At 59.6% G+C, this 24,806-nt stretch carries 23 protein-coding genes, 1 tRNA gene and 1 pseudogene; 12 read left to right on the top strand and 13 right to left on the bottom strand.

Going from position 1 to position 24,806, the window contains the following annotated elements; translation table 11 throughout:
- Window positions 1-421 precede the first annotated feature (421 nt).
- The 7 genes and pseudogenes from crcB to A6U87_RS23895 all read left to right on the top strand — a co-directional run bounded on the left by crcB (window position 422) and on the right by A6U87_RS23895 (window position 5,942).
- Window positions 422-799 (top strand): annotated as a pseudogene (crcB, locus tag A6U87_RS23925) (fluoride efflux transporter CrcB).
- 89 nt (window positions 800-888) lie between these two features.
- On the top strand, window positions 889-1,884 hold the full coding sequence (locus A6U87_RS23920; RefSeq protein WP_065693821.1) for an RluA family pseudouridine synthase: 996 nt from the start codon (window positions 889-891) through the stop codon (window positions 1,882-1,884).
- Window positions 1,881-2,534 carry an HAD-IA family hydrolase gene (locus A6U87_RS23915; protein ID WP_065693820.1) on the top strand — a complete coding sequence of 218 codons (654 nt, stop codon included), beginning with the start codon at window positions 1,881-1,883 and terminating at the stop codon, window positions 2,532-2,534. Before A6U87_RS23920 ends, A6U87_RS23915 begins: the two co-directional genes overlap by 4 nt.
- Window positions 2,535-2,543: 9 nt before the next feature.
- Window positions 2,544-3,329, top strand: a complete 786-nt coding sequence (locus A6U87_RS23910; protein WP_065693819.1) for an ATP12 family chaperone protein — start codon at window positions 2,544-2,546, stop codon at window positions 3,327-3,329.
- 70 nt (window positions 3,330-3,399) lie between these two features.
- Window positions 3,400-3,858, top strand: coding sequence for a hypothetical protein (locus tag A6U87_RS23905; protein WP_065693818.1), 459 nt, complete (start codon window positions 3,400-3,402; stop codon window positions 3,856-3,858).
- A 32-nt stretch (window positions 3,859-3,890) separates the two neighbouring features.
- On the top strand, window positions 3,891-5,423 hold the full coding sequence (locus tag A6U87_RS23900; protein ID WP_065693817.1) for an acyl-CoA carboxylase subunit beta: 1,533 nt from the start codon (window positions 3,891-3,893) through the stop codon (window positions 5,421-5,423).
- 126 nt (window positions 5,424-5,549) lie between these two features.
- Window positions 5,550-5,942 (top strand): DoxX family protein, encoded by a 393-nt coding sequence (locus A6U87_RS23895; protein WP_065693816.1) that lies wholly within the window; start codon window positions 5,550-5,552, stop codon window positions 5,940-5,942.
- A 123-nt stretch (window positions 5,943-6,065) separates the two neighbouring features.
- Here A6U87_RS23895 and fghA read toward each other — a convergent pair whose 3' ends face one another.
- The 10 genes from fghA to A6U87_RS23845 all read right to left on the bottom strand — a co-directional run bounded on the left by fghA (window position 6,066) and on the right by A6U87_RS23845 (window position 16,468).
- On the bottom strand, window positions 6,066-6,899 hold the full coding sequence (fghA, locus tag A6U87_RS23890; RefSeq protein ID WP_065693815.1) for an S-formylglutathione hydrolase: 834 nt from the start codon (window positions 6,897-6,899) through the stop codon (window positions 6,066-6,068).
- A 1-nt stretch (window position 6,900) separates the two neighbouring features.
- Complete coding sequence (locus A6U87_RS23885; RefSeq protein WP_065693814.1) at window positions 6,901-7,362, bottom strand: YaiI/YqxD family protein; 462 nt, start codon at window positions 7,360-7,362, stop codon at window positions 6,901-6,903.
- A 51-nt stretch (window positions 7,363-7,413) separates the two neighbouring features.
- Window positions 7,414-8,541, bottom strand: coding sequence for an S-(hydroxymethyl)glutathione dehydrogenase/class III alcohol dehydrogenase (locus A6U87_RS23880; RefSeq protein WP_065693813.1), 1,128 nt, complete (start codon window positions 8,539-8,541; stop codon window positions 7,414-7,416).
- 135 nt (window positions 8,542-8,676) lie between these two features.
- The gene (locus A6U87_RS23875) at window positions 8,677-9,945 is read right to left on the bottom strand and encodes a hypothetical protein (RefSeq protein ID WP_065693812.1); all 1,269 of its coding nucleotides are present in this window, start codon (window positions 9,943-9,945) and stop codon (window positions 8,677-8,679) included.
- Between the two features lie 101 nt (window positions 9,946-10,046).
- Window positions 10,047-12,056: an acetyl/propionyl/methylcrotonyl-CoA carboxylase subunit alpha gene (locus A6U87_RS23870; protein ID WP_065693811.1), complete on the bottom strand. Its 2,010-nt coding sequence runs from the start codon at window positions 12,054-12,056 to the stop codon at window positions 10,047-10,049.
- Between the two features lie 87 nt (window positions 12,057-12,143).
- Window positions 12,144-12,848: a hypothetical protein gene (locus tag A6U87_RS23865; protein WP_065693810.1), complete on the bottom strand. Its 705-nt coding sequence runs from the start codon at window positions 12,846-12,848 to the stop codon at window positions 12,144-12,146.
- 97 nt (window positions 12,849-12,945) lie between these two features.
- On the bottom strand, window positions 12,946-13,872 hold the full coding sequence (locus A6U87_RS23860; protein WP_065693809.1) for a DMT family transporter: 927 nt from the start codon (window positions 13,870-13,872) through the stop codon (window positions 12,946-12,948).
- Window positions 13,873-14,009: 137 nt separating this feature from the next.
- A complete protein-coding gene (locus A6U87_RS23855) occupies window positions 14,010-14,405 on the bottom strand; it encodes an adenylyltransferase/cytidyltransferase family protein (RefSeq protein WP_065693808.1) in 396 nt (131 codons plus the stop codon).
- 51 nt (window positions 14,406-14,456) lie between these two features.
- Window positions 14,457-15,992, bottom strand: coding sequence for a CDP-glycerol glycerophosphotransferase family protein (locus tag A6U87_RS23850; RefSeq protein ID WP_065693807.1), 1,536 nt, complete (start codon window positions 15,990-15,992; stop codon window positions 14,457-14,459).
- A 391-nt stretch (window positions 15,993-16,383) separates the two neighbouring features.
- Window positions 16,384-16,468: transfer RNA gene (locus tag A6U87_RS23845), tRNA-Leu, on the bottom strand.
- A 176-nt stretch (window positions 16,469-16,644) separates the two neighbouring features.
- Between A6U87_RS23845 and lipB the strand changes: the two genes are divergently transcribed.
- Window positions 16,645-17,364 (top strand): lipoyl(octanoyl) transferase LipB, encoded by a 720-nt coding sequence (lipB, locus tag A6U87_RS23840; protein WP_065693806.1) that lies wholly within the window; start codon window positions 16,645-16,647, stop codon window positions 17,362-17,364.
- Between the two features lie 63 nt (window positions 17,365-17,427).
- On the opposite strand, the gene A6U87_RS23835 is transcribed toward lipB, so the two are convergent.
- Together A6U87_RS23835 and A6U87_RS23830 are read right to left on the bottom strand one after the other, a co-directional pair.
- Window positions 17,428-17,793: a hypothetical protein gene (locus A6U87_RS23835; RefSeq protein ID WP_065693805.1), complete on the bottom strand. Its 366-nt coding sequence runs from the start codon at window positions 17,791-17,793 to the stop codon at window positions 17,428-17,430.
- Window positions 17,794-18,049: 256 nt separating this feature from the next.
- The gene (locus A6U87_RS23830) at window positions 18,050-18,754 is read right to left on the bottom strand and encodes an HAD family hydrolase (RefSeq protein ID WP_065693804.1); all 705 of its coding nucleotides are present in this window, start codon (window positions 18,752-18,754) and stop codon (window positions 18,050-18,052) included.
- 195 nt (window positions 18,755-18,949) lie between these two features.
- Between A6U87_RS23830 and rpiA the strand changes: the two genes are divergently transcribed.
- The 3 genes from rpiA (at window position 18,950) to gor (ending at window position 21,746) form a co-directional block, all read left to right on the top strand.
- Window positions 18,950-19,648, top strand: coding sequence for a ribose-5-phosphate isomerase RpiA (rpiA, locus tag A6U87_RS23825; RefSeq protein WP_065693803.1), 699 nt, complete (start codon window positions 18,950-18,952; stop codon window positions 19,646-19,648).
- A 17-nt stretch (window positions 19,649-19,665) separates the two neighbouring features.
- Window positions 19,666-20,247, top strand: coding sequence for a DUF2059 domain-containing protein (locus A6U87_RS23820; protein ID WP_065694090.1), 582 nt, complete (start codon window positions 19,666-19,668; stop codon window positions 20,245-20,247).
- Window positions 20,248-20,360: 113 nt separating this feature from the next.
- On the top strand, window positions 20,361-21,746 hold the full coding sequence (gor, locus tag A6U87_RS23815; protein WP_065693802.1) for a glutathione-disulfide reductase: 1,386 nt from the start codon (window positions 20,361-20,363) through the stop codon (window positions 21,744-21,746).
- On the opposite strand, the gene A6U87_RS23810 is transcribed toward gor, so the two are convergent.
- Entirely contained in the window at window positions 21,747-23,084 is a 1,338-nt protein-coding gene (locus A6U87_RS23810; RefSeq protein WP_275078419.1) for a pilus assembly protein TadG-related protein, read from the bottom strand. It abuts the gene before it with no gap.
- A 318-nt stretch (window positions 23,085-23,402) separates the two neighbouring features.
- Here A6U87_RS23810 and A6U87_RS23805 point away from each other — a divergent pair, with 318 nt between their 5' ends.
- On the top strand, window positions 23,403-24,776 hold the full coding sequence (locus A6U87_RS23805) for a class II 3-deoxy-7-phosphoheptulonate synthase (protein WP_065693801.1): 1,374 nt from the start codon (window positions 23,403-23,405) through the stop codon (window positions 24,774-24,776).
- The last annotated feature ends 30 nt before the right edge of the window (window positions 24,777-24,806 follow it).

Here is a 24,806-nt window from a genome sequence, read left to right as displayed (position 1 = left end):
TAAGAAGATCACTAAAATATTATCGAAATCCGCCCATATTCTAGATGTTTCCGATACTCAGTTTCTGGTTTGGATGTAGAGTGCCCTAAATTCGGCCTAACGACTTTGGTATTTCTCGTTTTACTATCCGATCGGACGCAACAGACTGCAGCAACCCGCGCGTCAATCTTCGAAGGAAGCGTTCAGATGAGTAGATTCCGCACACTGATGCTGGCCGCAGCACTTATCTTGCCGGTCGGCATGCTCACTGGTTGCACATCCACGGCCAGCAACACGGACCCAAACCGGTCGCTGAACTCGGCGTGCGCCCTCGGGTTTAACAACGACCGGCCATGCAGCTACTAGATGACCAAACCGGGCTTTTAACTCCCAGGCGTTTCACTCCATTGGCAGTTCATTTGAGCTGCGCTAGACAATCAGCATGACTTAAGCACTTCTCGTCGGCTTCGGCGGCGCAATTGGCTCGGTGTTTCGGTATTATGTCGGGCAGTGGTCGCTCCGACTGATGGGGCCGCACTTTCCCTGGGGGACGCTGACCGTCAATGTCGTCGGCTGCTTTGTCATCGGCTTGCTCGCGGAGCTGATATCACAACGCTTCAATGCCTCGCCGGAGCTGCGGCTATTGCTCATCACCGGCTTTCTCGGCGGCTTCACGACATTTTCCGCCTTTTCCCTGGACGCCATCTCGTTATTCGAGCGCGGCGCGATCGCCTCGGCCGCCATCTATATGGTTGCCAGCGTCGGGCTTTCGATGGCGGCGGTGTTTGCCGGGCTTGCGGTCATGCGCGCATTCATCTGAGATTCCGGTTTCCGTTTTTGCGAAAAATGCTCTAAAGCCAGCGGCAAAGGCGGCGCTCGGCGCGCGCAACTCTTTCCGAAAGATCACGAATGGCTGGCATTGAACATATAACGGTTGAACCGGACGAGGCGGGCATGCGGCTCGATCGCTGGTTCAAGATCCATTACCCCGGCCTCGGCTTCGGGCCGCTGCAGAAGCTTCTTCGGTCCGGCCAGGTGCGTGTCGACGGTGGACGTGTGAAGACCGATGCGCGCGTGCAGCCGGGGCAGGTGGTTCGCGTGCCGCCGCTCGATGTCGATGCCAAGTCGAAGAGTGGGCCGATCGCCAGCCACGACCTCAAGCATGGTGGTGATTATGAGCTCCTGCAGCGCATGGTTCTGCACGAGGACGACAAGGTGATCGTGCTCAACAAGCCGGCCGGCCTTGCCGTGCAGGGCGGGTCCGGCGTGACGCGCAATATCGACAAGATGCTCGAGGCCTGGACGAGCCCGAAGGGCGAGAAGCCGCGGTTGGTGCACCGTCTCGACCGCGATACCTCGGGCGTGCTCGTGATCGCCCGCACCCGCGGAGCGGCACAGAAGCTGACGGCGGCGTTTCGCGAGCGCGACACCAAGAAGACCTACTGGTCGCTGGTCAAGGGCGTGCCGCGCAAGCACGAGGACAAGATCTCGACCTGGTTGGTCAAGGAACAGACGCCCGATGGCGACCGGATGCGGGTCTGCAAGCATGGCGAGGAGGGCGCGGATCACGCGATCTCGTACTACCGTGTCCGCGAGACGGCGGCGCAGAACCTAGCTTGGTTGGAGATGGAGCCCTATACCGGCCGCACGCACCAACTGCGCGTCCATGCTCTGCATATCGGCCATCCGATTATCGGCGATCCCAAGTATTTCGACGACGACATCAACTGGCCGTTCCCCGGCGGGGTGCAGAAGAAGCTGCACCTGCATGCGCGCAAGATCGACATTCCGCATCCGAATGGTGGCCGACTGCGCGTCACCGCGCCGCTGCCGCCGCACATGGTCCAGACCTGGAACCTGCTCGGCCTCGATCTCGCATCCGCAGACAGGGAAGACTACGAATGAAACTCGCTCTGTTCGATTGCGATGGCACGCTGGTCGACAGCGCCGCGCTGATCCATGAGGTGATGGCGCGGACCTTCGTACATTTCGGCTACGACAGGCCTGACGTCTCGCTAACGAAGTCGATCATCGGCCTGACGCTCGACATCGCGATTGCCCGAATGCAGGGCAAGCCGCATGTCGACGACGAAGCGATTGCCATGACTGCCCACTATAAGGCGATCTACACCGACGTCAGGGGCGAGCCCGGCATGGATGTGGTTCTCTTCGACGGCATCAAACCGCTGATCCAGACGCTTGCGGGTCGGGACGAAATCCTGATCGGCGCTGTGACCGGGAAATCCCGGCGCGGGCTGGTGCATGTGCTGGAAAAGCACGGCTTTGCTCCGCACTTCGTCGTTTCGCGCACTGCGGACGATTGCCCTTCAAAGCCACACCCGGCAATGGTGGCGGAGTGCTGCAGCGAAACCGGCATGAATGCCGCCGACACCATTGTCATCGGCGATGCCATTTACGATATGCAGATGGCCAAGGCTGCCGGGGCGACTGCGGTTGGCGTCTCATGGGGCTATGCCAGCGTCGATGACCTGGTTGCCGCCGGCGCCGATAGCATCGCCTATCATCCAGGCGACATTCTGAAGCATTTTTCCTGAGGTAATGCCATGCGCGATCTGCTGAACGACCCAACCGCTGGCCTGAGCCATCCCGATCCCGTTCGCCGCGGACAGATCCAGATGAAGAAGCCGCTGCCGAAGCGCTTCTACAAGACCGTCACGATCTCGGAAGGTGATGAAGGGTTTGCGATCGAACTCGACGGCAAGGCCGTCCGGACACCGGCCCGGCACACGCTGACGGTTTCGACGCGGACGCTGGCCGAGCTGGTGGCAACCGAGTGGCAGGCGCAGACGGAAGTCATTGACCCTGCCACGATGCCGGTGACGCGCCTCGTCAACACGGCACTCGACGGTGTCGCGACAGACACGCAGGCGGTTTTCGAAGACATCCTGCGCTTTTCGACCAGCGACATGCTCTGCTACCGTGCCGAGGGGCCTGAGGCGCTGGTTCAGCGGCAGACCGAGCGCTGGGATCCGGTGCTCGATTGGGCGGCCAATGAACTCGGCGCCCGCTTCATTCTCGTCGAAGGCGTGATGCACCACGAACAGCCCCGAGACGCGATCTCCGCCTTTTCAGCGGCCCTGCGCAAGCATGACGACGCGACGAAGCTGACCGCATTGCATACGATCACGACCTTGACCGGCTCGGCGTTGCTGGCACTCGCTTTCGCCGAACAGTTGCTGCCACCAGACGAGATCTGGTCGCTCGCTCACCTCGATGAGGACTGGACCATCGAGCATTGGGGTAGCGACGAAGAGGCTGAACAGCGGCGAGCCCAGCGGTTCACCGACTTCAAAGCCGCCGTTGATGTTTTTTTGGCCGTCAACGGCTAAAAACCGGTTGCTTTGACGGCTTTTATCGCGAAATCTGCGACTCTCATGGGGCGGATGCGGGTTTTTCGAGATGAGTTTGCTTAGGTCGTGTTTTTTGCGGATGGCGCTGGTCTGTATTGCGCTCACGTCCTGCGGCAGCTTGTTTTCGAAGGGACAGCCCGGCCCGATTTATGACGTCCGCAGCGCGGTCGTCCTTGCCGGTCCCAATATGCCCGCGCCGCTGCTGGCAGGCGTGGGCGACCGGGTCAACGCCGCGATCAACGCAACCGTCCGCACGGACGTCTATCCACGCGTGATCCTGACTATTCGTATTCTCTCAGCCGAAAAAGGGCAGGGCTATAACGGCAGGCAATACATTGCCAAAGTTACGGTCGATGCCGCTTCGGTCGAAGACGGTTCCGTCATTGCGGTCAGCTCATTCAGCGTGACGAGCCTCTCGAACAACAAGGCGGCAGCAGACGAAATCCTGGCCGAGGATATTGCCGGACGAATCCGTTCGATTTTCTCGCTGAACGCCGGTCACGCATAAATCAGAAGCCGCTTGCGCGGCGAGGAGTGCCCATGAAGGAAATTCTCGAAGAACTCGAACGTCGGCGGGACATCGCGCGACAGGGCGGTGGGCAGCAAAGAATCGACGCGCAGCACACCCGCGGCAAGCTGACGGCCCGGGAGCGCATCGACCTCTTCCTCGATGAAGGCTCCTTCGAAGAGTTCGGCATGTTCGTCGAACACCGGTCGAGCGACTTCGGCATGGACAAGAGCCGTATCGCCGGTGACGGCGTCGTCACCGGCTGGGGGACCGTCAACGGTCGCACCGTTTTCGTCTTCGCCAAGGATTTCACGGTCTTCGGCGGATCTCTTTCGGAAGCGCACGCCGAAAAGATCATGAAGGTCCAGGACATGGCGCTGAAGAACCGGGCGCCGATCATCGGCATCTACGATGCCGGCGGCGCGCGTATCCAGGAGGGCGTGGCGGCACTCGGCGGCTATGCCGAAGTCTTCCAGCGCAATGTGCTGGCCTCCGGCGTGATCCCGCAGATTTCAGTGATCATGGGACCGTGCGCCGGCGGCGACGTCTACTCGCCTGCGATGACCGATTTCATCTTCATGGTGCGCGACACGTCCTACATGTTCGTGACCGGTCCGGATGTCGTGAAGACGGTGACGAACGAGACCGTGACGGCCGAGGAACTAGGCGGCGCGACGATCCATACGACGCGCTCGTCGATTGCCGACGGTGCCTATGACAATGATGTCGAAACCCTGCTTCAGGTTCGCCGCCTGATCGATCTGCTGCCGCAATCCAACACTTCACCAGTGCCGGAAATCGAATGTTACCAGTCGGTGACCGATGCCGACACCTCGCTCGATACGTTGGTTCCGGCTAATGCTCAGAAGCCCTATGACATCAAGGAACTGATCCACAAGACGGTCGACGAGGGTGATTTTTTCGAGATCCAGGCAAGTTTCGCCAAGAATATCGTCTGCGGGTTCGGGCGGATCGAGGGCGCGACGGTGGGCTTTGTCGCCAATCAGCCGATGGTGCTCGCCGGCGTGCTCGACAGCGATGCCTCCCGCAAGGCGGCCCGGTTCGTTCGCTTCTGCGATTGTTTCAACATTCCGATCGTCACCTTCGTCGACGTTCCGGGCTTTCTGCCCGGCACTGCGCAGGAATATGGCGGCCTGATCAAGCACGGCGCCAAGCTGCTGTTTGCCTATGCGGAGGCCACCGTGCCGAAGCTAACGGTCATCACCCGCAAGGCGTTCGGTGGTGCCTATGACGTCATGGCATCCAAGCATCTTCGTGGGGATCTGAACTATGCCTGGCCGACTGCGCAGATCGCGGTCATGGGCGCCAAAGGGGCGGTCGAGATCATCTTCCGGAAGGACAGTGCCGATCCGGAGAAGATCGCTGCTCATACGAAGATGTACGAAGACCGGTTCCTGTCTCCGTTCGTGGCGGCCGAACGTGGCTATATCGACGAAGTGATCATGCCGCACTCGACTCGACGGCGGCTGGCGCGGGGTCTCAAGATGCTTCGCAACAAGGATCTAAGCAATCCCTGGAAGAAACACGACAACATTCCCCTATAGAATGAACAAATCGGGGAAAACGATAAGAAATCAAGCGGATGTGATCGGAGTTCGACCAATCGTGACTTCTTTGTGTTCTGCCATAACGTTAACGCTCCTCTGTCTTTTGACCTAAGGAGAGTCTTAATGCCAAGTTTCGAACGCCTCAACGCGTATCAGCCCTACGCGCTTGCTGCGCTGCGGATCATCACCGCCTTGCTCTACATCGAGCATGGCACGATGAAACTGTTTGCCTTCCCGATCCCCCAAGGTGAAGGTGGTGCGCTTCCGCCGCTGATGATCTTTGCCGCTCTGCTCGAGACCATCGGCGGACTGGCGATCCTCGTCGGCTTCCTGACGCGCCCGGTTGCCTTCATCCTGGCAGGGCAGATGGCTGTTGCGTATTTCATGGCGCATGCCCCGATGGGCTTCTACCCGGCCGTCAACCACGGCGCCGAAGCGATCCTCTATTGCTTCATCTTCCTGTTCCTGGTCTTCGCAGGTGCAGGTGCGTTCGCAATAGACAAGCGAAACGCGTGATCTGCTGCCGCGGGCTTGCCCCGCGGCGTTCATCGCCGTTGTGGTACTTGGATGCGTTTGGGACGAACGCGTCGTTTGGTCGGCCCCCTCAGGGGCCGATCTCATTTTCAGCCGCTTATTTCCTCAGCCGAGCCGCTCCGCGTGCCATTTCAGATGATCGTCCATGAAGGTCGAGATGAAGTAGTAGGAGTGGTCGTAGCGCTCGTGCATGCGCAGCGAAAGCTTGATGTCCGTGCCCTTGATCGCGTCTTCGAAGAGCCATGGGCGCAGGCCGTTGTCGAGGAAACCGTCAGCCTTGCCCTGATCGATCAGGAATTCCGGAAAACGCGCGCCGTCCTGAACGAGGGCGCAGGCATCATACTGCCGCCAGGTCGCGCGATCTTGACCGAGATATTTTTCGAGCGCCGGCGCGGACCAAGCGGCTGTCGACGGTTCGACGATCGGCGCGAAAGCCGAGCAGCTCTTGAAACGGTCAGGGTTCTTCAGCGCGATCGTCATGGCACCGTGACCACCCATCGAATGCCCGAAAATACCTTGGCGGCTCATGTCCATCCGAAAGTGCTGACTAACGAATCCCGGCAGTTCCTCGGTAATGTAGGTGTACATCTGGTAGTTTTCTGACCACGGCTCCTGGGTCGCGTCGAGGTAGAAACCCGCGCCTTTGCCCATCTGCCAGTTCGTCAGTTCGTCCGGGACGTCGTTGCCGCGCGGGCTGGTATCGGGGCAGACGATGATGAGGCCGAGTTCTGCGGCCATCCTGCGGTATTCTCCCTTTTCCATGACGTTGGCATGGGTGCAGGTCAGGCCCGAGAGATACCAGAGAACCGGCCGCGGCTCCTTGATAGCCTGCGGAGGCACGAAGACGGCAAATGTCATGTCGCATTTGCAGGCCTCGGACGTGTGCGTGAAAACGCCCTGCATCCCGCCGAAGGCGGTCGTCTGGGAGATGATGTTCATATTAGTCTCCGGTCTTTGGAGTTATGGCTTTGGCGCGCCGGCAGAGCCGGTCGAATGTTTCGAGGAAGCGGGAGCGGTCCTTCGGGCTGAAGGCTGCATTGTAGCCCTTGCTTTCACCGGTTTCCCTGAGATGTGCGCCGAGATCGCGCATGGCGCTGGCCATACCGATGTTGGTGTCATCAAAGACACGGCCGCTTGGGCCACTGACGAAAGCGCCGGTGGCGACGCAGCGAACCGCGAGAGGCACATCGGCCGTGACAACGACATCTCCCGCACCGGCATGCTCGGCAATCCAGTTGTCGGCCGCATCGAAGGCATTGGAGACGATGACGTTGTGCACCATCGGATCACGCGACGGGCGTAGCCCGGAATTGGCAACGAATGTCACCTCGATACCGTGGCGCTCGGCGACCTTGAGGATTTCCGGCTTGACCGGGCAGGCGTCTGCGTCGACGTAAATCATGGAACAAACCTCATCGGAAGGCGGCACAGGGCCGCCTTCCGTTGGCAATCATCAATAGACCACCACGCCGCGGATCGATTCGCCCTTGTGCATGAGGTCGAAGCCCTTGTTGATGTCTTCAAGCGGCATCGTGTGGGTGATCATCGGATCGATCTGGATCTTGCCTTCCATGTACCAGTCGACGATCTTCGGCACGTCGGTGCGGCCGCGTGCACCACCAAAGGCCGTGCCCATCCAGTTGCGGCCGGTGACCAGCTGGAACGGACGCGTCGAGATTTCCTGGCCGGCCCCGGCAACGCCGATGATGACCGATTTACCCCAGCCGCGATGCGAGGATTCGAGTGCCTGGCGCATCACCTTGGTGTTGCCGGTGCAGTCGAAGGTGTAGTCGGCGCCGCCGATCAGGTCGCCATGGCGCTTCGTCATGTTAACGAGGTAGGGCACGATGTCGTCGCCGACTTCCTTTGGGTTGACGAAGTGGGTCATGCCGAACTTCTCGCCCCAGGCCTTGCGATCCGGGTTGATGTCGACGCCGATGATCATGTCGGCACCGGCAAGGCGCAGACCCTGCAGCACGTTAAGGCCGATACCACCGAGGCCGAAGACGATCGCGGTCGAGCCGATCTCCACCTTGGCTGTGTTGATGACAGCGCCGATGCCCGTCGTCACGCCGCAGCCGATGTAGCAGACCTTGTCGAAGGGGGCGTCGGGGTTGATCTTGGCGAGCGCGATCTCCGGCAGCACGGTGAAGTTCGCGAAGGTCGAGCAGCCCATGTAGTGGTGGATCTTGTCCTTGCCGATCGAGAAGCGCGAGGTGCCGTCAGGCATCAGGCCCTGGCCCTGAGTGGCGCGGATCGAGGTGCAGAGATTGGTCTTGCGCGAGGTGCAGGAATAGCATTCGCGGCATTCCGGCGTGTAGAGCGGAATGACGTGGTCGCCCTTTTTCAGGGAGGTGACGCCGGGACCGACGTCGACGACGACGCCGGCGCCCTCATGGCCGAGAATGGCCGGAAACAGGCCTTCCGGGTCGGCGCCCGACAGCGTGAAATCGTCGGTGTGGCAAATGCCGGTGGCCTTGACCTCGATCAGAACTTCGCCGGCCTTCGGGCCGTCGAGCTGTACGGTCATCACTTCGAGCGGTTTTCCTGCCTGTACGGCAACGGCGGCGCGAACGTCCATCTTCGGATTCTCCAATGCTGATTTGATCGGGCGGACTTTTGCACGCGCGGGGAGGCAGGCTCAAGGGAAAACCCGCCATCGACGGCAATTTCCTTTGCCGATGAGCAGGTTGCGCCGATCTCTGTACCGTCCGCGTCAGAAGATCCTGTCGATCGCAAAAACGACGGCGTAACCGTGCATTGCTATCGCCGCATAGAGGCCGAAGGCGACCAGCATTCGTTCGCCGTCCTTCATTTCCTCGAGCTTCTGGCGCGGCTTGACGGAACCCGCACCGATCATGCTGACGATGGTGAAGACGAGGAGACCGGCCAGCAGCCAGGTGGCGGCAAGTCCGACCTCGAATCCGACGCACATGATGCAGAGCGTCACGACGAAGCTTGCCGCTGTCTGCGAGCGTCTCGATCGGAAGATCTGGCGCAACACCTGGCCGCCATCGAACCGGTGCATCGGCAAGAGGTTGAGCAGATTGAACGCGCCCAAGATCATGATGAAAACCAGCAGAGGGCCGCGGGTCGGCGATGGAACGATCCCGCGGTCGGCGAGCTGCTCGGCAACGATCAAGATCGGCACCAGGAAGGCGGACATGCCGGCACCCATCAAGGCGCAGGTGGCGACTTCGAACAGCGAACGATAAGGCCGGCCGCCAATTGCCACGCCACCCAGCAATGGTACGAAGATCATTCTGACGGATTGGTGTCCGAACATCCGATAGGCGGCCATGTGCCCAAGTTCGTGCAATGCGATGACGAGCGTGAGGAAGGTCGAGATCATCAGCCCTTGCACCGTCAATCCGAGGAAAGGCCAGAGAAGGAGCGTCGACAAGACCGCAAGGCCAACTTGCACGAGCGGGTGCTCAAAGTAGCCCTGCGGGCGTGATTCTCCTGTCGCAAGCCAGCCCTCAAGTGCCCGCATTTCGCGACGCAATGCGACATAGCGGAATATCAGGAAGGCTAGGCCGCGATAGCGATCGGTCTGCGCGATCTCGAGCACGGCACCTTCGGGGGTCGGCCGAACGATCCTGCGTTCGCGAAATTCCTTCCAGAAGGACGGGTCCAGCGTGCTGTCGTCTATGACCGCCGAGTGGAAGCCATGCGCGCTGCCGGTGACGGCGGTCAGCGGCTCCAGCGACAACAGCCGGCGTAGCGGCTCTCCGTTCTTGTCTAGATGCTTGTAGGTCTGCTCGATGACACCGGCGCGGTGGGAAAGCGGCCTGCTGCTGATGACCGAATGATGCCAGTTGGCCTTTGAGCCGGCGGGGTTCATCGCACTCCACAGGGTTTCGGGCGTACACCGAAACGTCCTGTTTACATGCAGCGTCCGTAGACCAAGCGGGATGCGCATGAGCAGCCATAGAAGACCGATATTGATGAACAGCAGCAAGATTGCCGATTGCAGTCCAGACATATGCGTACTCCGTCCGACCAGCCCGCCCGACGGCCGAGCATAGGCCGGCAGCCGTTAACAAAGATCAATCGGATCGGCTTGGACGGCTGTGCCGAAACGGCTCAGGCAAACTCCATGATGACGGCATCGACAGCAAGGCTCTCGCCGGGCTTGGCGTTGATTTTGCCGACCGTCAGGTCACGTTCGGCGCGCAGAACGTTTTCCATCTTCATTGCCTCGACCACTGCCAGCGTCTCGCCGGCCTTGACCTCCTGGCCTTCGGTGACGGCGATAGAGACGACGAGGCCCGGCATCGGGCAGAGGAGAAGCTTCGACGTGTCCGGCGGAAGCTTGACCGGCATGAGCTTGTCGAGTGCTGCGTGCTGCGGGGTGAAGACCTTGGCTTTCACCGACAGTCCCTGCCAATCGACCCGCAGGCCATTGAGGATCGGGCGAAGCTGCGCGGTAACGGTCGCGTTTCCAACCTTGCCGCGCCAAACCGGATCGCCAGGTCGCCAATCGGTGACAACGTTGAACTGCTTGCCGCCGGCGGCGATGTCCATGTCGAAGGGAATTGTCACGAGGCCATCGAGCAGGCGGATATCGACATAGTCATCGCCGAGCTTGACCGTCCAGGCTTCTCGCAGGGCGCCTGAGTGCACGCGCAGGCGATCGTCGAAGCGCTCGCGGCGATTGGATTCGATCAGCGCGGCCGATAGAGCGACAGCGGCCAGAACTGCCTGCTGACCCGCATCCGGCGCCATCGGGGCGAAGCCGTCGGGATACTCCTCAACGATGAACCCGGTCGACAGTCGGCCTTCGCGCCAGCGCGGGTGCTTCATCAGCGCCGCCAGGAAGGGAACATTGTGCTCGATCCCATCGACAACAAAGCCGTCGAGGGCCTGCCCCATCGCTTCGATTGCCTCCAGACGCGTCGGTGCCCAGGTACAAAGCTTGGCGATCATCGGATCATAATACATGGAGATCTCGGCGCCCTCGAAGACACCGGTATCATTGCGAACAATCGCATTGCCGGAAGTGCCTTCGGACGGCGGGCGATAGCGGGTCAAACGGCCGATGGACGGCAGGAAATTGCGGTAGGGATCCTCGGCGTAAAGCCGGCTTTCGATCGCCCAGCCGTTGAGCTTGATGTCATCTTGCGCAAACGGGAGCTTTTCGCCTGCCGCAACACGGATCATCTGCTCGACGAGATCGATACCGGTGACAAGCTCGGTGACCGGATGCTCGACCTGCAGGCGGGTGTTCATTTCGAGGAAATAGAAGTTCCGATCGCGATCGACGATGAATTCGACAGTCCCGGCGCTCTGGTAGTCAACGGCCTTGGCGAGAGCCACCGATTGCTCACCCATCGCCTTGCGGGTTGCCTCGTCCAGAAACGGCGAGGGCGCTTCTTCAGCGACTTTCTGATTTCGCCGCTGGATCGAGCACTCGCGCTCTCCGAGATAGAGGACGTTGCCATGCGCGTCGGCCAGCACCTGAATTTCGATGTGTCGCGGATCGACAACGTATTTCTCGATGAACACGCGGTCGTCGCCGAACGAACTTCTGGCTTCGGAGCGTGCGCGGTCAAAGCCGTCGCGAACCTCGGCCTCGCTCCAGGCGATACGCATACCCTTGCCGCCGCCGCCCGCCGATGCCTTGATCATGACAGGATAGCCGATTTCCGCGGCGATCCGCTCGGCATGGGTGGCATCCTCGATCACGCCGAGATAGCCGGGAACGGTGGAGACCTTCGCGGCGTTTGCGAACTTCTTCGATTCGATCTTGTCCCCCATGGCGGTGATTGCCTTGGGTTTCGGACCGATGAAGACGATGCCCTCCTTTTCCAGCGCCTCGCAAAACGATGCGCGCTCGGACAGGAAACCATAACCTGGGTGAACGGCCTGGGCGCCAGTCGCCTTGCAGGCAGCAATGATCTTCTCGGCGACCAGATAGCTTTCGGCCGCCGCCGCCGGGCCGATGTGCACAGCCTCGTCGGCCATCTCGACATGGAGCGCATCGCGGTCTGCATCGGAATAGACCGCGACCGTTGCAATGCCCATGCGGCGCGCGGTCTTGATGACGCGACAAGCGATTTCGCCGCGGTTCGCGATCAGGATCTTATTGAACATGCAGACTCCACCCGTGAAATGCGTTCCGGAGTCTTAAGCACAAAGACCGGAACGCACAATCGGGCGAAACACATGGTAGAGAAGGAATCAGGCGACTGCGGATTCAGCCTCGGGGCTATCGACGATGCGAAGCCAGCGGCTGCGGCGTGGCGCTTCCGCATATTCCACGAGACGCAACGCCGAGAGCAAGTCCGACCATCGCGGATGGTTCGCCGCAGGCAGGGTCTGTTCGGCGATCCGCATCAGCACGTTCCAGGTCGCTGGCGGGACGTTGATCACCCCGCCGTCCGAAACGCCGCGCAGAATGCGCATGGCGTAGTCGATATCCTGTCGCGCAATGCCCTTGCGATCCACGGCGCGGGAAAGCTTGTAGCCGCCGACATTGTCGGACAGCGCCAGTCTCAGCTGGTCCAGCGCAAAGGCGCGCAGTTCATCCGGCACATGCTTCGAGACTTCGATCACATGCAGGACGAGTTCGAGCTCCAGCGACGAGTTGACGACGCCATCGGTCGAAACCATGCGAATGAGCCAGGCTACGTTTATCTCGTCCAGGGAACCCTGCGGATAGGTGTAGTCGACGACAAACCGCGCGAGTTGTTCGACGAAGTACGCGTTCCATTCAGGGCATTTTTCGGGGCAGGAATTATTGAGCGCAAGCATGGCGACGACGTCGTCCGATGTCCGGATGCCTTCCGGAAATGTGTGCTTGCGCAGCAGGCCGATATCTTCGACGGCCAGCCGATGCTTCCCGGCGATCACACATGCCGGAAAAGCGAGGCGGAATTCGCTCATCTTTTCTCTCCAGGCTTCATCATGAAGCCGAAGATCCTTCTAGCGCCAGCGAATTGATTATCCCTCAACAGGTGCGGTTAACGAGATGTTGGGCCAATCAGGACGCTTTTAGCGACCGTGCCTGTACTCGTTCGCGCCAAATGATGAAGAGGCCCGACGCGACGATGATCAGGATGCCGATCCATTTGGAGAAGGTGGGAAAGTCGCCAAACAGCGCATAACCGAGAACGGTCGCGGAGATGATCTCGAAATACTGAAACGGAGCCAGCAACGACAGCGGCGCCAGGCGGAATGCCTTGACGACAATCATGTGCACATAACCTGACAGCGAACCGAGGATAAGGAGCAGGACCAGGCCAAGCCACGAGGACGGGAGCGATACCTCGAAATCGGGAACGCCCATCGAGCCGCCGACGGCGAGCGCCGCCGTCATGAACAGCGTGCCGCCGATGCCTGCCATCGTTTGCATTGTCAGGGGCGAATCGGCGGTGCCGATCGCCCGGTTCATGAACAGATAGAGCGAGAACAGGAACGCGCAGCAGACTGGGAGCAGGGCCTTGAGGCCGAAGATCTCGTAGCTCGGTTGAATGACGATCATCGCGCCGCCAAAACCGACGACGATGGCGGTCCAGCGGCGCCAGCCAACCTTGTCTCCGAGGAACAGCGCGGAGAGACCGGTCAGCATGAATGGCTCGACGAAGTAGATCGCGAACACATCCGCGAGCGGCATGTATTTGACCGCCACGAAGAAAAGCAGGCTGGCTGCGCCGTGCAATGCGCCCCTGAGCAGATTCATCCACGGACGCTTGGCCGAGAGCGCCTTCATGCCAAACAGCACAAAGAGAATCGGCAAGGTGCAGACGAGCTGGAAGAAGAAGCGGTAGAACGTCACCTGTCCCGGCGACATGTGCTCGAAGGTCGCCATGTACTTGGCGATGGCGTCCATGGCCGGCAGAACGACCATTGCGCCGGCCATGAGTGCCATACCCAACAGGGGATTTTGGTGATCGGGGGAATTGCTCATGGCAGGAGACGTTCGCTTTCCGGTTCCTTGGGCTATACCGAAAAGACATGGGGTGGTCCATGCGCAAGCGGTGCCGCCCGGATATGCAAGGCTGGTGCGTCCCCAACCTTCGCGTTTCGTGCACCCTTGAACCGGCGCTAGGCTCTCAACCGAATGTTTTCAAGAGTCGAAGTGGTCGAGATGCCGTCGGTGCGGGGGAGATAGACGACCTGGCAGAGCGACTTGAAATGATCGAATCTCCCCGCCCAGTCATCTCCCATCACCAGGATATCGGCCCCGTACTGCTGGATGTAGTGGCCCTTGAGCTCAAGAGAGTGCTCCAGAAACACGTCATCGACGCCGACAATCGAGCGAACGATCTCCATGCGATCAGTCTCGCTGTAGACCGCATCCTTCTGCTTCTTGGCGTAGTTGAGCGCATCCGTCGAAATGCCGACCGTCAGATGGTCTCCGAGTGCCTTTGCTCTCTGGAGAATGCGAATGTGGCCGATATGCAGCACATCGAATGTGCCGAACGTGATGACTTTTCTCATTCTTTCTCCTTCACATCCGCTGGTCGGCACAGTTCTCGAACTCGCCCAATGTCATGACGCGCGTAACGCGAGATTGGACTGCTCGGCCGAGATGCCTGTTACGATGGCGTCCAGAATGCTGGCGGATGCCTTGCCCTGATTGGGCAGAATCGTGTCCAGCAGCGTGCGTCGTTCGGCCTGGAACTCCCAGGCTTTGCCGTTCTTGTATTCGAGCGTTGCCTGCTTCATTTCCTCGAAGGTGCGAACACGGCGGGTCGCGGCTTCCGTCATCCTGCCAAGCCCATTGAATTCCACATGCTGTTCGGAATCGAAGAAGACGATCGGCTTGTCGAAGAGCTGATATTCCGCCAGAAACGACAGGCCATCCGAGATCATCATGTCGGAAGCGGCAAACAGCTCGCCATACTGCTGCATTTCGATGGCGCAATTCGGTAAACGCGTCCAGGCGTTCTGGAACAATCCGACGTTTTCGCCCGTCAGCGCATGCCCGAACAGCGCGGGGTGAGGCTTCAGCACGAATTCGATGTCGGGGCTTTCCTTGGCCCATCTGAGCATGCTGTCCCAAATGCGGTCGAACACGCCGAAACCCAGGCCATGGCCGCCGACCGAATGGTGCGGCGCCCAGATGACCCGGAAGCCTCGGGTACTGCGCGTCGGTATCGGCCACGCGTCCGTCTTGTCGGCTTTCATCAGCCTGTCGAACTTGGGATATCCGCTCAGGATGAACTTCGCCGGATCGGAATGTTCGAAGGAGCGATAGTAGGATTGGGTCGTGGCCGTTTCGCAGAAGATCCGCCAGGCGGCGCGGTGATAGGCCTGATCGAAGCCGAAGGCAGATACCTCGGTGATGATTTCATCGCCAAGCGATGCCGCGAGATTCAGCGCGTAGGGCACGAGGCAGAGGCGAGCAAAGGTCAGTTCGTTTGTGCGGAACGCCGGCGGCAGGCAATAGTCCCACTGCTGCTGGCGAAAGATCACGGCAGGCCGAAGCGCCTTCAGGATGTCGAGCCCCTGATACGAATCTTCCATGTTGAAGCGCAGATGTTTCACGCCAAGCTGCTTCAGGGACTGACTGACAACATCCTCGCCTTCATAAGCCCCGAATCCCAGCGGGGTGGAGTTTACGGATATGACGACGGGGTCAAAGCGCTTGTCTTCGAGCATCGCTGCATAAACATCGGACAAGGCGTCCCACATGGGGATGGAATGCACCATGAAGACGCAGCGTATCGGCAACTGCACCGAGCTGCCAGCGCGCAGAGCAAGGTTGCTCGTCTGCTTGATGGTGTTCAATTCGTGACCCAACTGCAGAGCAAGATTGGACAGGGCATCGGTAAATTCAGCGACGTCCGTACGCGGCTCACCTGCCTCTCGGCCCGGCGCTCCGCCCAGCGCTTCGAACAGCCCGGCGATACCGGTCTGCATCTGGCTTTGAATCATCTGCAGGAGCTTGGCCGATTCGAGATAGATCTCGCCCTGAATATTCTGAGTTTCGACGAGGGCAGCGAACTGCTGCTCCATGTCGTCAAGCTTCGCAGAGATTGCACCGATCTTGTCGATGAGGCCCGGGGTATGACTGCTGTCCATTTGCTTTCCCAAAAACCAAGCGGTTCGAATGCTGACATTCCCGCTTAGAAGACAGCCATTCGCAGTGATGGTTTCTCTGGATACGAGCGAAAGCTTTAGTGAAACTTGCGCGAACAGGGTGGCCCCAAGGGTGCAAGCGCGAATCAAAGCCGCATCGTCAGCAAATGCCGTTTGAGCGATTCGATTCGCGGGAGATGGCCGCAGACGATTTATTTTCGCGGGAGAGGAGTTTCGACAGAGCTTGAGGAAAATCTGCTAGCTTACGAGAAAGCTGAGCATTTCCTGATCGAATTCGGTATGACTGAGTTATCTGAGGAGAAGAGGGCGGCCTTCAAAAACGAAGGCGCCAAGACCCAGACTAATCTGGTCAGCCTCACTATCAAAAGTGAGATGGTGCGGTCGAGAAGACTCGAACTTCCACGGGTTGCCCCACAGCGACCTCAACGCTGCGCGTCTACCAATTCCGCCACGACCGCATCGTGGTAGGTGCCGGTTTGTGCCGGCGACGCAGCATGTAGCAAAAGGATTCCGGCGACACAAGTGCGATGTGACAGTTTTTTTCAACAGACGTCACGACGTTTGAATCACACGAGAAACGACGCCATATAGACGCTCGAAGCTGCCGCCCCTGCACGGCCAGCCGTGACGAGGAATAACCATGCTGCGCACCGATCTCGACCATTCCATGTTTCCGATTACCGGCTCGCGACCGGTTCGCTGGCGCATCGCCGACGGGCTCGTTCCCTATGAAGAGGCTGTGGATATCATGGAACGGGAGGTCGCCAGGATCGCAGAGGGCGGCGACGAACTGGTCTGGCTGGTCGAACATCCGCCGCTCTACACCGCCGGCACCAGCGCTGATGCCAAGGATCTCGTGCAGCCGGATCGTTTTCCTGTGTTTTCCACAGGACGGGGAGGTGAATACACCTATCATGGGCCAGGACAGCGGGTCGCCTATGTCATGCTCGATCTAAAGCGTCGGCGTCAGGATGTCCGCGCTTTCGTCGCTGCGCTGGAGGAAGTCATCATCCGAACGCTCGATTCGATGAATGTTCGCGGCGAGCGGCGCGAGGATCGCGTCGGGGTCTGGGTTCGCAGGCCGGAAAAGCCGCCATTGCCGGACGGTACGGTGGCGGAGGACAAGATTGCAGCGCTCGGAATCCGACTGCGGAAATGGGTCACCTTTCACGGGCTCTCGCTGAACGTCGAGCCCGATCTAGACCATTTCGGCGGAATCGTTCCCTGCGGAATTTCCGCGTATGGCGTGACCAGCCTCGTCGATCTCGGCCTGCTCGTCATGATGGCGGATGTGGATATCCGGATTCGTGAAGCCTTCGAATCGGTTTTCGGCGAAACCGTGAACGACAATTGATGTTAGCCCACGTTATGGGAGAGGGGCCGTAGGGACGGCCCGCCTCCTGTCACGCGTGGCGAGCTACTTGTCGCCGGTGTCACGGCATGCATCCGTATGCGAGGCGCCGCTATCGCCACCGAACGTGTGGACGCCTTTCTTCGAGGTGTAGTCGCAGTTCGGCAGCGGCTTGATGCTTGCGGTCGTCATCTTGTCGACGCCGGGGCTAACACGAACGGGAGCGAAGCCGTCGCTGTCATTCGTGTAGTCACTCGAATACTCCGGCGCCTTGTGCTGCGTGTAATGGATAGCCTTTGGTGGCGCCACCTTTACCGGAGCGAATCCGTCGCTGTCGTTCGAGTAGTCGCTGGAATACTGGGCGGTCTGGGCAAATGCCGTGCCGGCCATGCCGAGGGCCAGAAGCGCGGCGGCAGCAAATTGAATTCGCATGGTAGATCTCCTCAATCATTAGTTGCAAACAACGTTACGCAAAAACCCTCGGCAACGACCAGTTCGCGCCCGAATTGAGGCGGGAATGTGAACGATTAGCGCACTACCGACCAACGTTTAATCAAATGAAATCACGGAGCCGCGACTGGACTTGATCGGATAATGACGCGATTTTGATGTGGGGAACGGGAGCGCGATTCGTCGAGTTTACCGCAATCAGAGGACGCTATCGTTGATAGAAACAACCGCCGAGCCGCTACTGAGCGGCTGCGACGGTTGCCGGAACGAAATCGCGGATGATGCCTTCGACCAACTCGGGCGTTAGCTCGCTGAAATGCGAGATGATATGGGTGGGATTGAGTTGCTCGATCGGGACGTCGGAATAGCCGAACGGCACGGCAATCGAGGGAATCCCGGCGTTCTGCGCGACCAGAATGTCGTTGACGCTGTCACCGATCATGATGGACCGCCCGGGATCACCACCTGCCTTTTCGATGGTGCCGAGCAGATGGCCCGCATCCGGCTTGCGGACGGCAAACGTATCGCCGCCCGTAATCACATCGAAGCGATGAGTGAGGTTCAACCGGTCGAGCAATGTTTTAGCCAAGCTCTCGAGCTTGTTGGTGCAGACGGCAAACCGGAAGCCGCTTGCCTTCAGCGTATCCAGGGCGTCCTCGAGGCCGGGATATGCGGCCGTCTTGCCGGGCATGTTCTTAGTATAATGCGTGATGAAGCGATCCAGGAGCGGCGGCAGCGCCTCCGGTTCGAGCTTCAGACCCTGCAGCTTACAGGCGCGCTCGATCATGACCTTGGCGCCGTGGCCGACAAGGTGGGTGAGATCGTCGTAGCTCACCGGCGCCAGATCAAGTGCTTCAATGGTGTGGTTCAGGCTTTCGACCAGATCGACGTGCGTATCAAGGAGCGTTCCATCGAGATCGAATACAATGAGGGCAGGGGTCAAGGGAGTTTGCCTGTGCGCTTGTTGGGATGCTCAGGAAGTAGGCGATGAAGGCCGCAAAAGCAACACTTTGCCCGCCTGCGCCATAAATCCCAGATCTATTCCCAATTTCGAAAAGCGCGACGCTATTTTGGCTTTCGTTTGGCAAGCGAGCCGTGTAAACACCTCACCCAACGTAACATTTGGAGTAAGCGGCGCATGGATGCCCGCGAAATGAAGATCAAAGCCGCCGAGGTTGCCCTGACCTATGTCGAGGACGGCATGCGGCTCGGTATTGGAACCGGAAGCACCGCCGAAGAGTTCGTACGGCTGCTCGCCGAACGGGTCGCCGGCGGCTTCAAGATCGAAGGCGTTCCGACATCCGAGCGCACGGCGCGGCTTTGCGTCGAACTCGGTGTGCCGCTGAAATCGCTCGACGAGCTGCCGGAACTGGATCTCACCATCGATGGTGCTGATGAAGTGGATGCGGAGCTGCGCCTGATCAAGGGTGGCGGCGGTGCGCTGTTGCGCGAGAAGATCGTCGCGGCCGCTTCGACACGAATGATCGTGATCGCTGACGAAAGCAAACTCGTTCAGACTCTCGGCGGCTTTGCGCTTCCGATCGAAGTCAATCCATTCGGGCTGGTTTCGACCCGGATCGCCATCGAAAAGACGGCGGCGAAGCTTGGCCTCAGCGGCGATCTGACGCTTCGGCAATCCGGCGGCGATAACTTCACCACCGACGGCGGACACTACATCATCGATGCATCTTTTGGCCGCATTCCTGATGCAGAGGCGCTCTCAAACGAGCTGAATGCGATACCCGGCGTCGTGGAACACGGACTCTTTCTCAATATGGCCGCGGTTGCGATCATCGCCGGCCCAGCAGGCGCGCGCACGCTGCGGGCAAACAGGTAACAGGAGCTATGAAACTCATGATTAAATTTGCAGGTCTTGGCCGTTTTGCTGCTGCGACCGTTATTCTTTCGGGTATTGCCCTCGGCTCCGTCGCCCAGGCACAGGAAGCATCGCCGGAGCAGCTGAAGGCAGCGCGCGCGGCAATCGACGCCATCGGTGCGACGACGCAGTTCGACAACATCCTGCCGGGCCTCGCCGAGCGGTTGAAGGCCGACCTCATCCAGGATTCGCCGAACTACCAGGATCAGATCACGGCAGAAGTCGACAAGCAGGCGCTGGCACTTGCATCGCGTCGCGCCGACCTCGAAAAGGAAGCTGCCCTGACCTATGCAAAGGCATTCTCGGTCGAAGAGCTGAACGCTATCGCTGCGTTCTACAGCTCGCCGGTTGGCCAGAAGCTGCTGAAGGACGGCCCGATTGCTTCGCGCGAAACCGTCAAGGCAGCCGATATCTGGGCACAGGGCATTTCCCGCGACCTGCAGAAGCAGACCAGTGTCGAGCTCAGCAAAGTCATCAAGGTGACGCCGGCACCGGCAGTCGATCCGGCTGCAGCCGCTGCCCCCAAGGCAGCCGCACCGAAGCCCGCTGCAAAGCAGTAAGCGCTTCCTCAATCATGATCTCTTGAAAGCCCGGCACCGACCGGGCTTTCGTTTTTGTGCCGATCGATACTATATCAATCCCGTCTTTCAGCAGATTCTATCCGGAGTTTCCCATGACGTCCTATGATTACGACCTCTTTGTCATCGGCGGCGGATCCGGCGGCGTGCGCAGTGCGCGCGTGGCGGCATCCCTCGGCAAGAAGGTCGCGATCGCGGAAGAGTATCGCTATGGCGGCACCTGCGTCATTCGGGGATGCGTTCCGAAGAAGCTCTTCGTTTACGCTTCCCAATATCATGAGCATTTCGAGGATGCTGCCGGCTTCGGCTGGACGGTCGGCGCAAGTTCCTTCGATTGGAAGAAGCTGATCGCTGCAAAGGACGCCGAAATTTCGCGGCTGGAAGGGCTCTACAAGAAGGGGCTTTCCGGCGCCAACGCTGAAATTCTGGAGACGCGCGCCGAGCTCGTCGACGCCCATACAATTCGTCTCGTGAACTCAGGCGCAACGGTCACCGCGAAGACCATCGTCGTTGCGACCGGCGGGCGACCAAACCTGCACGAAGCCCTGCCTGGCCACGAGCTCTGCATTTCCTCCAACGAGGCATTCCATCTCGAAGAACTTCCGCGTTCGATCGTGATCGCCGGCGGCGGGTACATTGCCGTCGAATTTGCAAACGTTTTCCATGGCTTGGGGGTCGAGACGACGCTGATCTATCGTGGTGCGGAAATCCTCTCCCGCTTCGACCAGGACCTGCGGCGGGGCCTGCATGAGGCGATGACCGCCAAGGGCATCCGGATCCTCTGCCACGATACGATGCAGAAGGTGTCGAAGGACGGTGACAGCCTCGTCGTCGACACATTGAACAACGGCGCATTGAAGGCCGACGTCGTGATGCTGGCGCTAGGTCGCGTTCCAAATACGCAGGGGCTGGGCCTGGAAGCCGCCGGCGTCGCGACGGACAAGCAGGGGGCGATCGTCGTCGACGAATACTCCCGCACGAACGTCGAGAACATCTATGCGCTAGGCGATGTCACCGACCGGGTACAGCTGACGCCGGTCGCCATCCATGAGGCCATGTGCTTCATCGAGACAGAATACAAGAACAACCCGACGAAGCCTGATCACGACACGATCGCCACGGCGGTCTTCTCGCAGCCCGAAATCGGCACCGTCGGGCTGACCGAAGAAGATGCCGCCCAGCGCTACAAGGACTTGGAAGTTTACCGCGCTCAGTTCCGGCCATTGAAGGCGACGCTGTCTGGGCGCGCGGAAAAGATGATCATGAAGCTGGTCGTCGACGCAGCGAGCCGTAAGGTCGTCGGGGCCCATATTCTCGGTCACGACGCCGGCGAGATGGCGCAACTGCTGGGCATAACGCTGAAGGCCGGCTGCACCAAGGACGACTTCGACCGCACCATGGCCGTGCATCCGACTGCTGCCGAGGAGCTCGTCACGATGTATGCGCCGAGCTACCGTATTCGCGATGGTGTGCGGGTCTGATCAGCCCGTCAGGCGCGGCATCCGGACAATTTTGAGGAACAGCGCCTGCATGGCTTCGGTAATCCCTTGGGTTGGCGTGACCTCGAAGTAGAGGCCGGGGGACGCGCAGGCCTGCATCTTGGTCGGAATTTCGCTCTGGAACGGCTTGATCCAGGTGTTGTACCAGTCGTTGGTAGGGAGTGGTAGGTACGTGGTATAGAGCACGGCAATCTTGATGCCGCGATCCTTTGCCGCCTTGCAAAAGGATGTGTCGATCGGCTCCTGACAGCGGGTGCCAGTCGTTTTCTTCGTGCAGGTAGAGGCTTTAACGCTGTCACCGACACCGTCGGATACGAAGAAGATGATTTTCTGGGTGTCGGCTGCGCTGGCACCCGAACCGGCGGACGGAATCTTGTTGTTCAGCTGTGTTAAAGCGCTGTCAAAGCTGGTCTGGGTATCGTTGTTGTATCCCTGCTGGGGAATGGTCATCAGGTCCAGAACGTACTCGCTGTCACCCACCTGAGGATTGGGAGTCTTCTCGATAACTTTGTTGCCCACTTTGTCGAGATCCGCCGTTAACGGGACGATTTCACTTAATCCCGCGGCTTCAGCTTTTGCGCCGAGGGTGTAGATGGCCATCTGAAATTGGTTATCAGCGTCTGCCTTGGCGGACGCTGTCAGCGCCTGCGTTGCTTGGCGCACCACATCGATACGCATTGTCACTTTGTTCTTCTTGGCAAGGGCATAGTAGTCCTTGCCTTTGTTGCTGCCGCTCTCATGGCATGCAAAGGCGCAGGACGCGTTGGAACTATTGTTCTTCGTCAGGTTCACCATCGTGGCAACGTCTGTCGGTGTTGCACCAACGCCCATCGACGGCGTGTTGTCGATCAGGATGTAGAAATCCATGTAGGACGCTGTCTGAACGGTAGCGGTTGCGGTCCCCGAGATTTGGACGCTGTTCTGTCCAAATATCTGCATGAAAGTCGTTGGAACGGCGGCGCTGAAGGAGACGGAGGACGTCATCTTGTTGCCGGTCTTGGCCACAGCAACCGTCGTCTCGACCTTGCTTGCAGTTAGTTCTCCCTGCATCTGCGCCACAAAAATGCTGCGGGCATTGTCCTGGCCGATGGAGATGGCGCCGTCGCCGCTCATCTTCATCGCGGCGGCGGTTGTCGACTTGTCCGAAAGCGTCCCGATAGCCGCCGCATCTGCGGCTGCGTAAAGCTGTGTCTTGAGGCTCAGCGCGTGCGCGAAATCAACAGCAATGCCTGCCGAGCCCAGAAGAGGCACCATCAGCAGAGCGGTCATCAGGCCAAAATTGCCAGATCGATCCGTGAGAAGATGATTGAATGTCGACACTATACTGTTCCCATAGATCACCTACATCGGTGAAAAGGCGGGAAACATCATGTCGCGCCGGCTGAAATTAGGGCGTTTCTAATCGGAAAGTTTGAATTAGATACAAAGTGTTTTGGTATATTGAACGTTAAGGCGGCGGTTATGGTTTGAAAAAGCGCGACAGCACACCTTTATATGACGCCATTCGCGAAGCTCTGTAACGGCTCTAAACTAGGCTTGAACGGTGCTATGCAAGATGGCGGTAAAGGTCTATAAGCCGCCCAACATTTTTACGACGGGACATCCGGCAGAGGCCGGATGCGGAAACAGGTGAGTGAGATGGCACAGAATTGGACTCCGAACAGTTGGCGGCAAAAACCGATCCAGCAGGTTCCGGACTATCCGGACCAGGCAGCAGTAGCAGCAACGGAAGCCCAGCTCGCATCTTATCCTCCGCTCGTTTTTGCCGGCGAGGCGCGTCGCCTTAAGAAGCATCTTGCCAATGTTGCCGAAGGCAACGGCTTCCTGCTTCAGGGCGGCGATTGCGCCGAGAGCTTCGCCGAACATGGCGCCGACAACATCCGAGACTTCTTCCGCGCGTTCCTGCAGATGGCCGTCGTGCTGACCTACGGCGCGCAGCTGCCGGTCGTGAAGGTCGGCCGTATTGCCGGTCAGTTCGCCAAGCCACGGTCCTCCGGCACCGAGACGCTGGATGGCGTTACGCTGCCAAGCTACCGCGGCGATATCATCAACGGTATCGAATTCACGGAAGAGGCTCGCATTCCGAATCCGGAACGTCAGGCCATGGCATACCGTCAGTCGGCTGCGACGCTCAACCTGCTGCGCGCGTTCGCGATGGGTGGCTATGCCAACCTCGAAAACGTTCATCAGTGGATGCTCGGCTTCGTGAAGGACAGCCCGCAGGGCGAGCGTTACCGCAAGCTTGCTGCGCGCATCAGTGAAACCATGGATTTCATGAAGGCGATCGGCATCACCTCGGAAAACAATCCGAGCCTGCGTGAAACCGATTTCTTCACCAGCCACGAGGCTCTGCTTCTCGGCTACGAAGAAGCGCTGACGCGCGTCGACTCCACCTCGGGCGACTGGTACGCGACATCCGGCCACATGATCTGGATCGGCGACCGTACGCGCCAGGCAGACCATGCGCATGTCGAATACTGCCGCGGGATCAAGAACCCGATCGGGCTCAAGTGCGGTCCTTCGCTCCAGGCGGATGATCTGCTCAACCTGATCGACATCCTGAACCCGACCAACGAGGCTGGTCGCCTGACGCTGATCTGCCGCTTCGGCCACGACAAGGTCGCCGAGCATCTGCCGCGCCTCATTCGCGCGGTCGAGCGCGAAGGCCGCAAGGTGGTCTGGTCCTGCGACCCGATGCACGGTAACACGATCACGCTGAACAGCTACAAGACGCGTCCGTTCGAGCGGATTCTGTCGGAAGTTGAAAGCTTCTTCCAGATCCATCGCGCGGAAGGCTCGCATCCGGGCGGCATCCATATCGAGATGACCGGCAAGGACGTGACCGAGTGCACCGGTGGTGCCCGCGCCGTGACGGCAGACGATCTGCACGATCGCTACCACACGCATTGCGATCCGCGCCTCAACGCCGATCAGGCACTCGAGCTGGCGTTCCTGCTGTCCGAGCGCATGAAGAGCGGCCGCGACGAGAAGCGGATGGCCGTCAACGGCTGATCGATCCATCGATCCTGAGTTCGAGAAGCC

Origin of the sequence: Rhizobium sp. AC44/96, from assembly GCF_001692185.1 — a bacterium.
Taxonomy (GTDB): Bacteria; Pseudomonadota; Alphaproteobacteria; order Rhizobiales; family Rhizobiaceae; genus Rhizobium.
This window is presented reverse-complemented; position numbering and strand designations above follow the sequence as displayed.

Bases quoted from the DNA above. Each gene is read 5' to 3' on its own strand.
- A6U87_RS23920 (WP_065693821.1), top strand. From the start codon at position 889: ATGGCTGGCATTGAACATATAACGGTTGAACCGGACGAGGCGGGCATG.
- A6U87_RS23915 (WP_065693820.1), top strand. From the start codon at position 1,881: ATGAAACTCGCTCTGTTCGATTGCGATGGCACGCTGGTCGACAGCGCC.
- A6U87_RS23910 (WP_065693819.1), top strand. From the start codon at position 2,544: ATGCGCGATCTGCTGAACGACCCAACCGCTGGCCTGAGCCATCCCGAT.
- A6U87_RS23905 (WP_065693818.1), top strand. From the start codon at position 3,400: ATGAGTTTGCTTAGGTCGTGTTTTTTGCGGATGGCGCTGGTCTGTATT.
- A6U87_RS23900 (WP_065693817.1), top strand. From the start codon at position 3,891: ATGAAGGAAATTCTCGAAGAACTCGAACGTCGGCGGGACATCGCGCGA.
- A6U87_RS23895 (WP_065693816.1), top strand. From the start codon at position 5,550: ATGCCAAGTTTCGAACGCCTCAACGCGTATCAGCCCTACGCGCTTGCT.
- fghA (WP_065693815.1), bottom strand. From the start codon at position 6,899: ATGAACATCATCTCCCAGACGACCGCCTTCGGCGGGATGCAGGGCGTT.
- A6U87_RS23885 (WP_065693814.1), bottom strand. From the start codon at position 7,362: ATGATTTACGTCGACGCAGACGCCTGCCCGGTCAAGCCGGAAATCCTC.
- A6U87_RS23880 (WP_065693813.1), bottom strand. From the start codon at position 8,541: ATGGACGTTCGCGCCGCCGTTGCCGTACAGGCAGGAAAACCGCTCGAA.
- A6U87_RS23875 (WP_065693812.1), bottom strand. From the start codon at position 9,945: ATGTCTGGACTGCAATCGGCAATCTTGCTGCTGTTCATCAATATCGGT.
- A6U87_RS23870 (WP_065693811.1), bottom strand. From the start codon at position 12,056: ATGTTCAATAAGATCCTGATCGCGAACCGCGGCGAAATCGCTTGTCGC.
- A6U87_RS23865 (WP_065693810.1), bottom strand. From the start codon at position 12,848: ATGAGCGAATTCCGCCTCGCTTTTCCGGCATGTGTGATCGCCGGGAAG.
- A6U87_RS23860 (WP_065693809.1), bottom strand. From the start codon at position 13,872: ATGAGCAATTCCCCCGATCACCAAAATCCCCTGTTGGGTATGGCACTC.
- A6U87_RS23855 (WP_065693808.1), bottom strand. From the start codon at position 14,405: ATGAGAAAAGTCATCACGTTCGGCACATTCGATGTGCTGCATATCGGC.
- A6U87_RS23850 (WP_065693807.1), bottom strand. From the start codon at position 15,992: ATGGACAGCAGTCATACCCCGGGCCTCATCGACAAGATCGGTGCAATC.
- A6U87_RS23835 (WP_065693805.1), bottom strand. From the start codon at position 17,793: ATGCGAATTCAATTTGCTGCCGCCGCGCTTCTGGCCCTCGGCATGGCC.
- rpiA (WP_065693803.1), top strand. From the start codon at position 18,950: ATGGATGCCCGCGAAATGAAGATCAAAGCCGCCGAGGTTGCCCTGACC.
- A6U87_RS23820 (WP_065694090.1), top strand. From the start codon at position 19,666: ATGATTAAATTTGCAGGTCTTGGCCGTTTTGCTGCTGCGACCGTTATT.
- gor (WP_065693802.1), top strand. From the start codon at position 20,361: ATGACGTCCTATGATTACGACCTCTTTGTCATCGGCGGCGGATCCGGC.
- A6U87_RS23805 (WP_065693801.1), top strand. From the start codon at position 23,403: ATGGCACAGAATTGGACTCCGAACAGTTGGCGGCAAAAACCGATCCAG.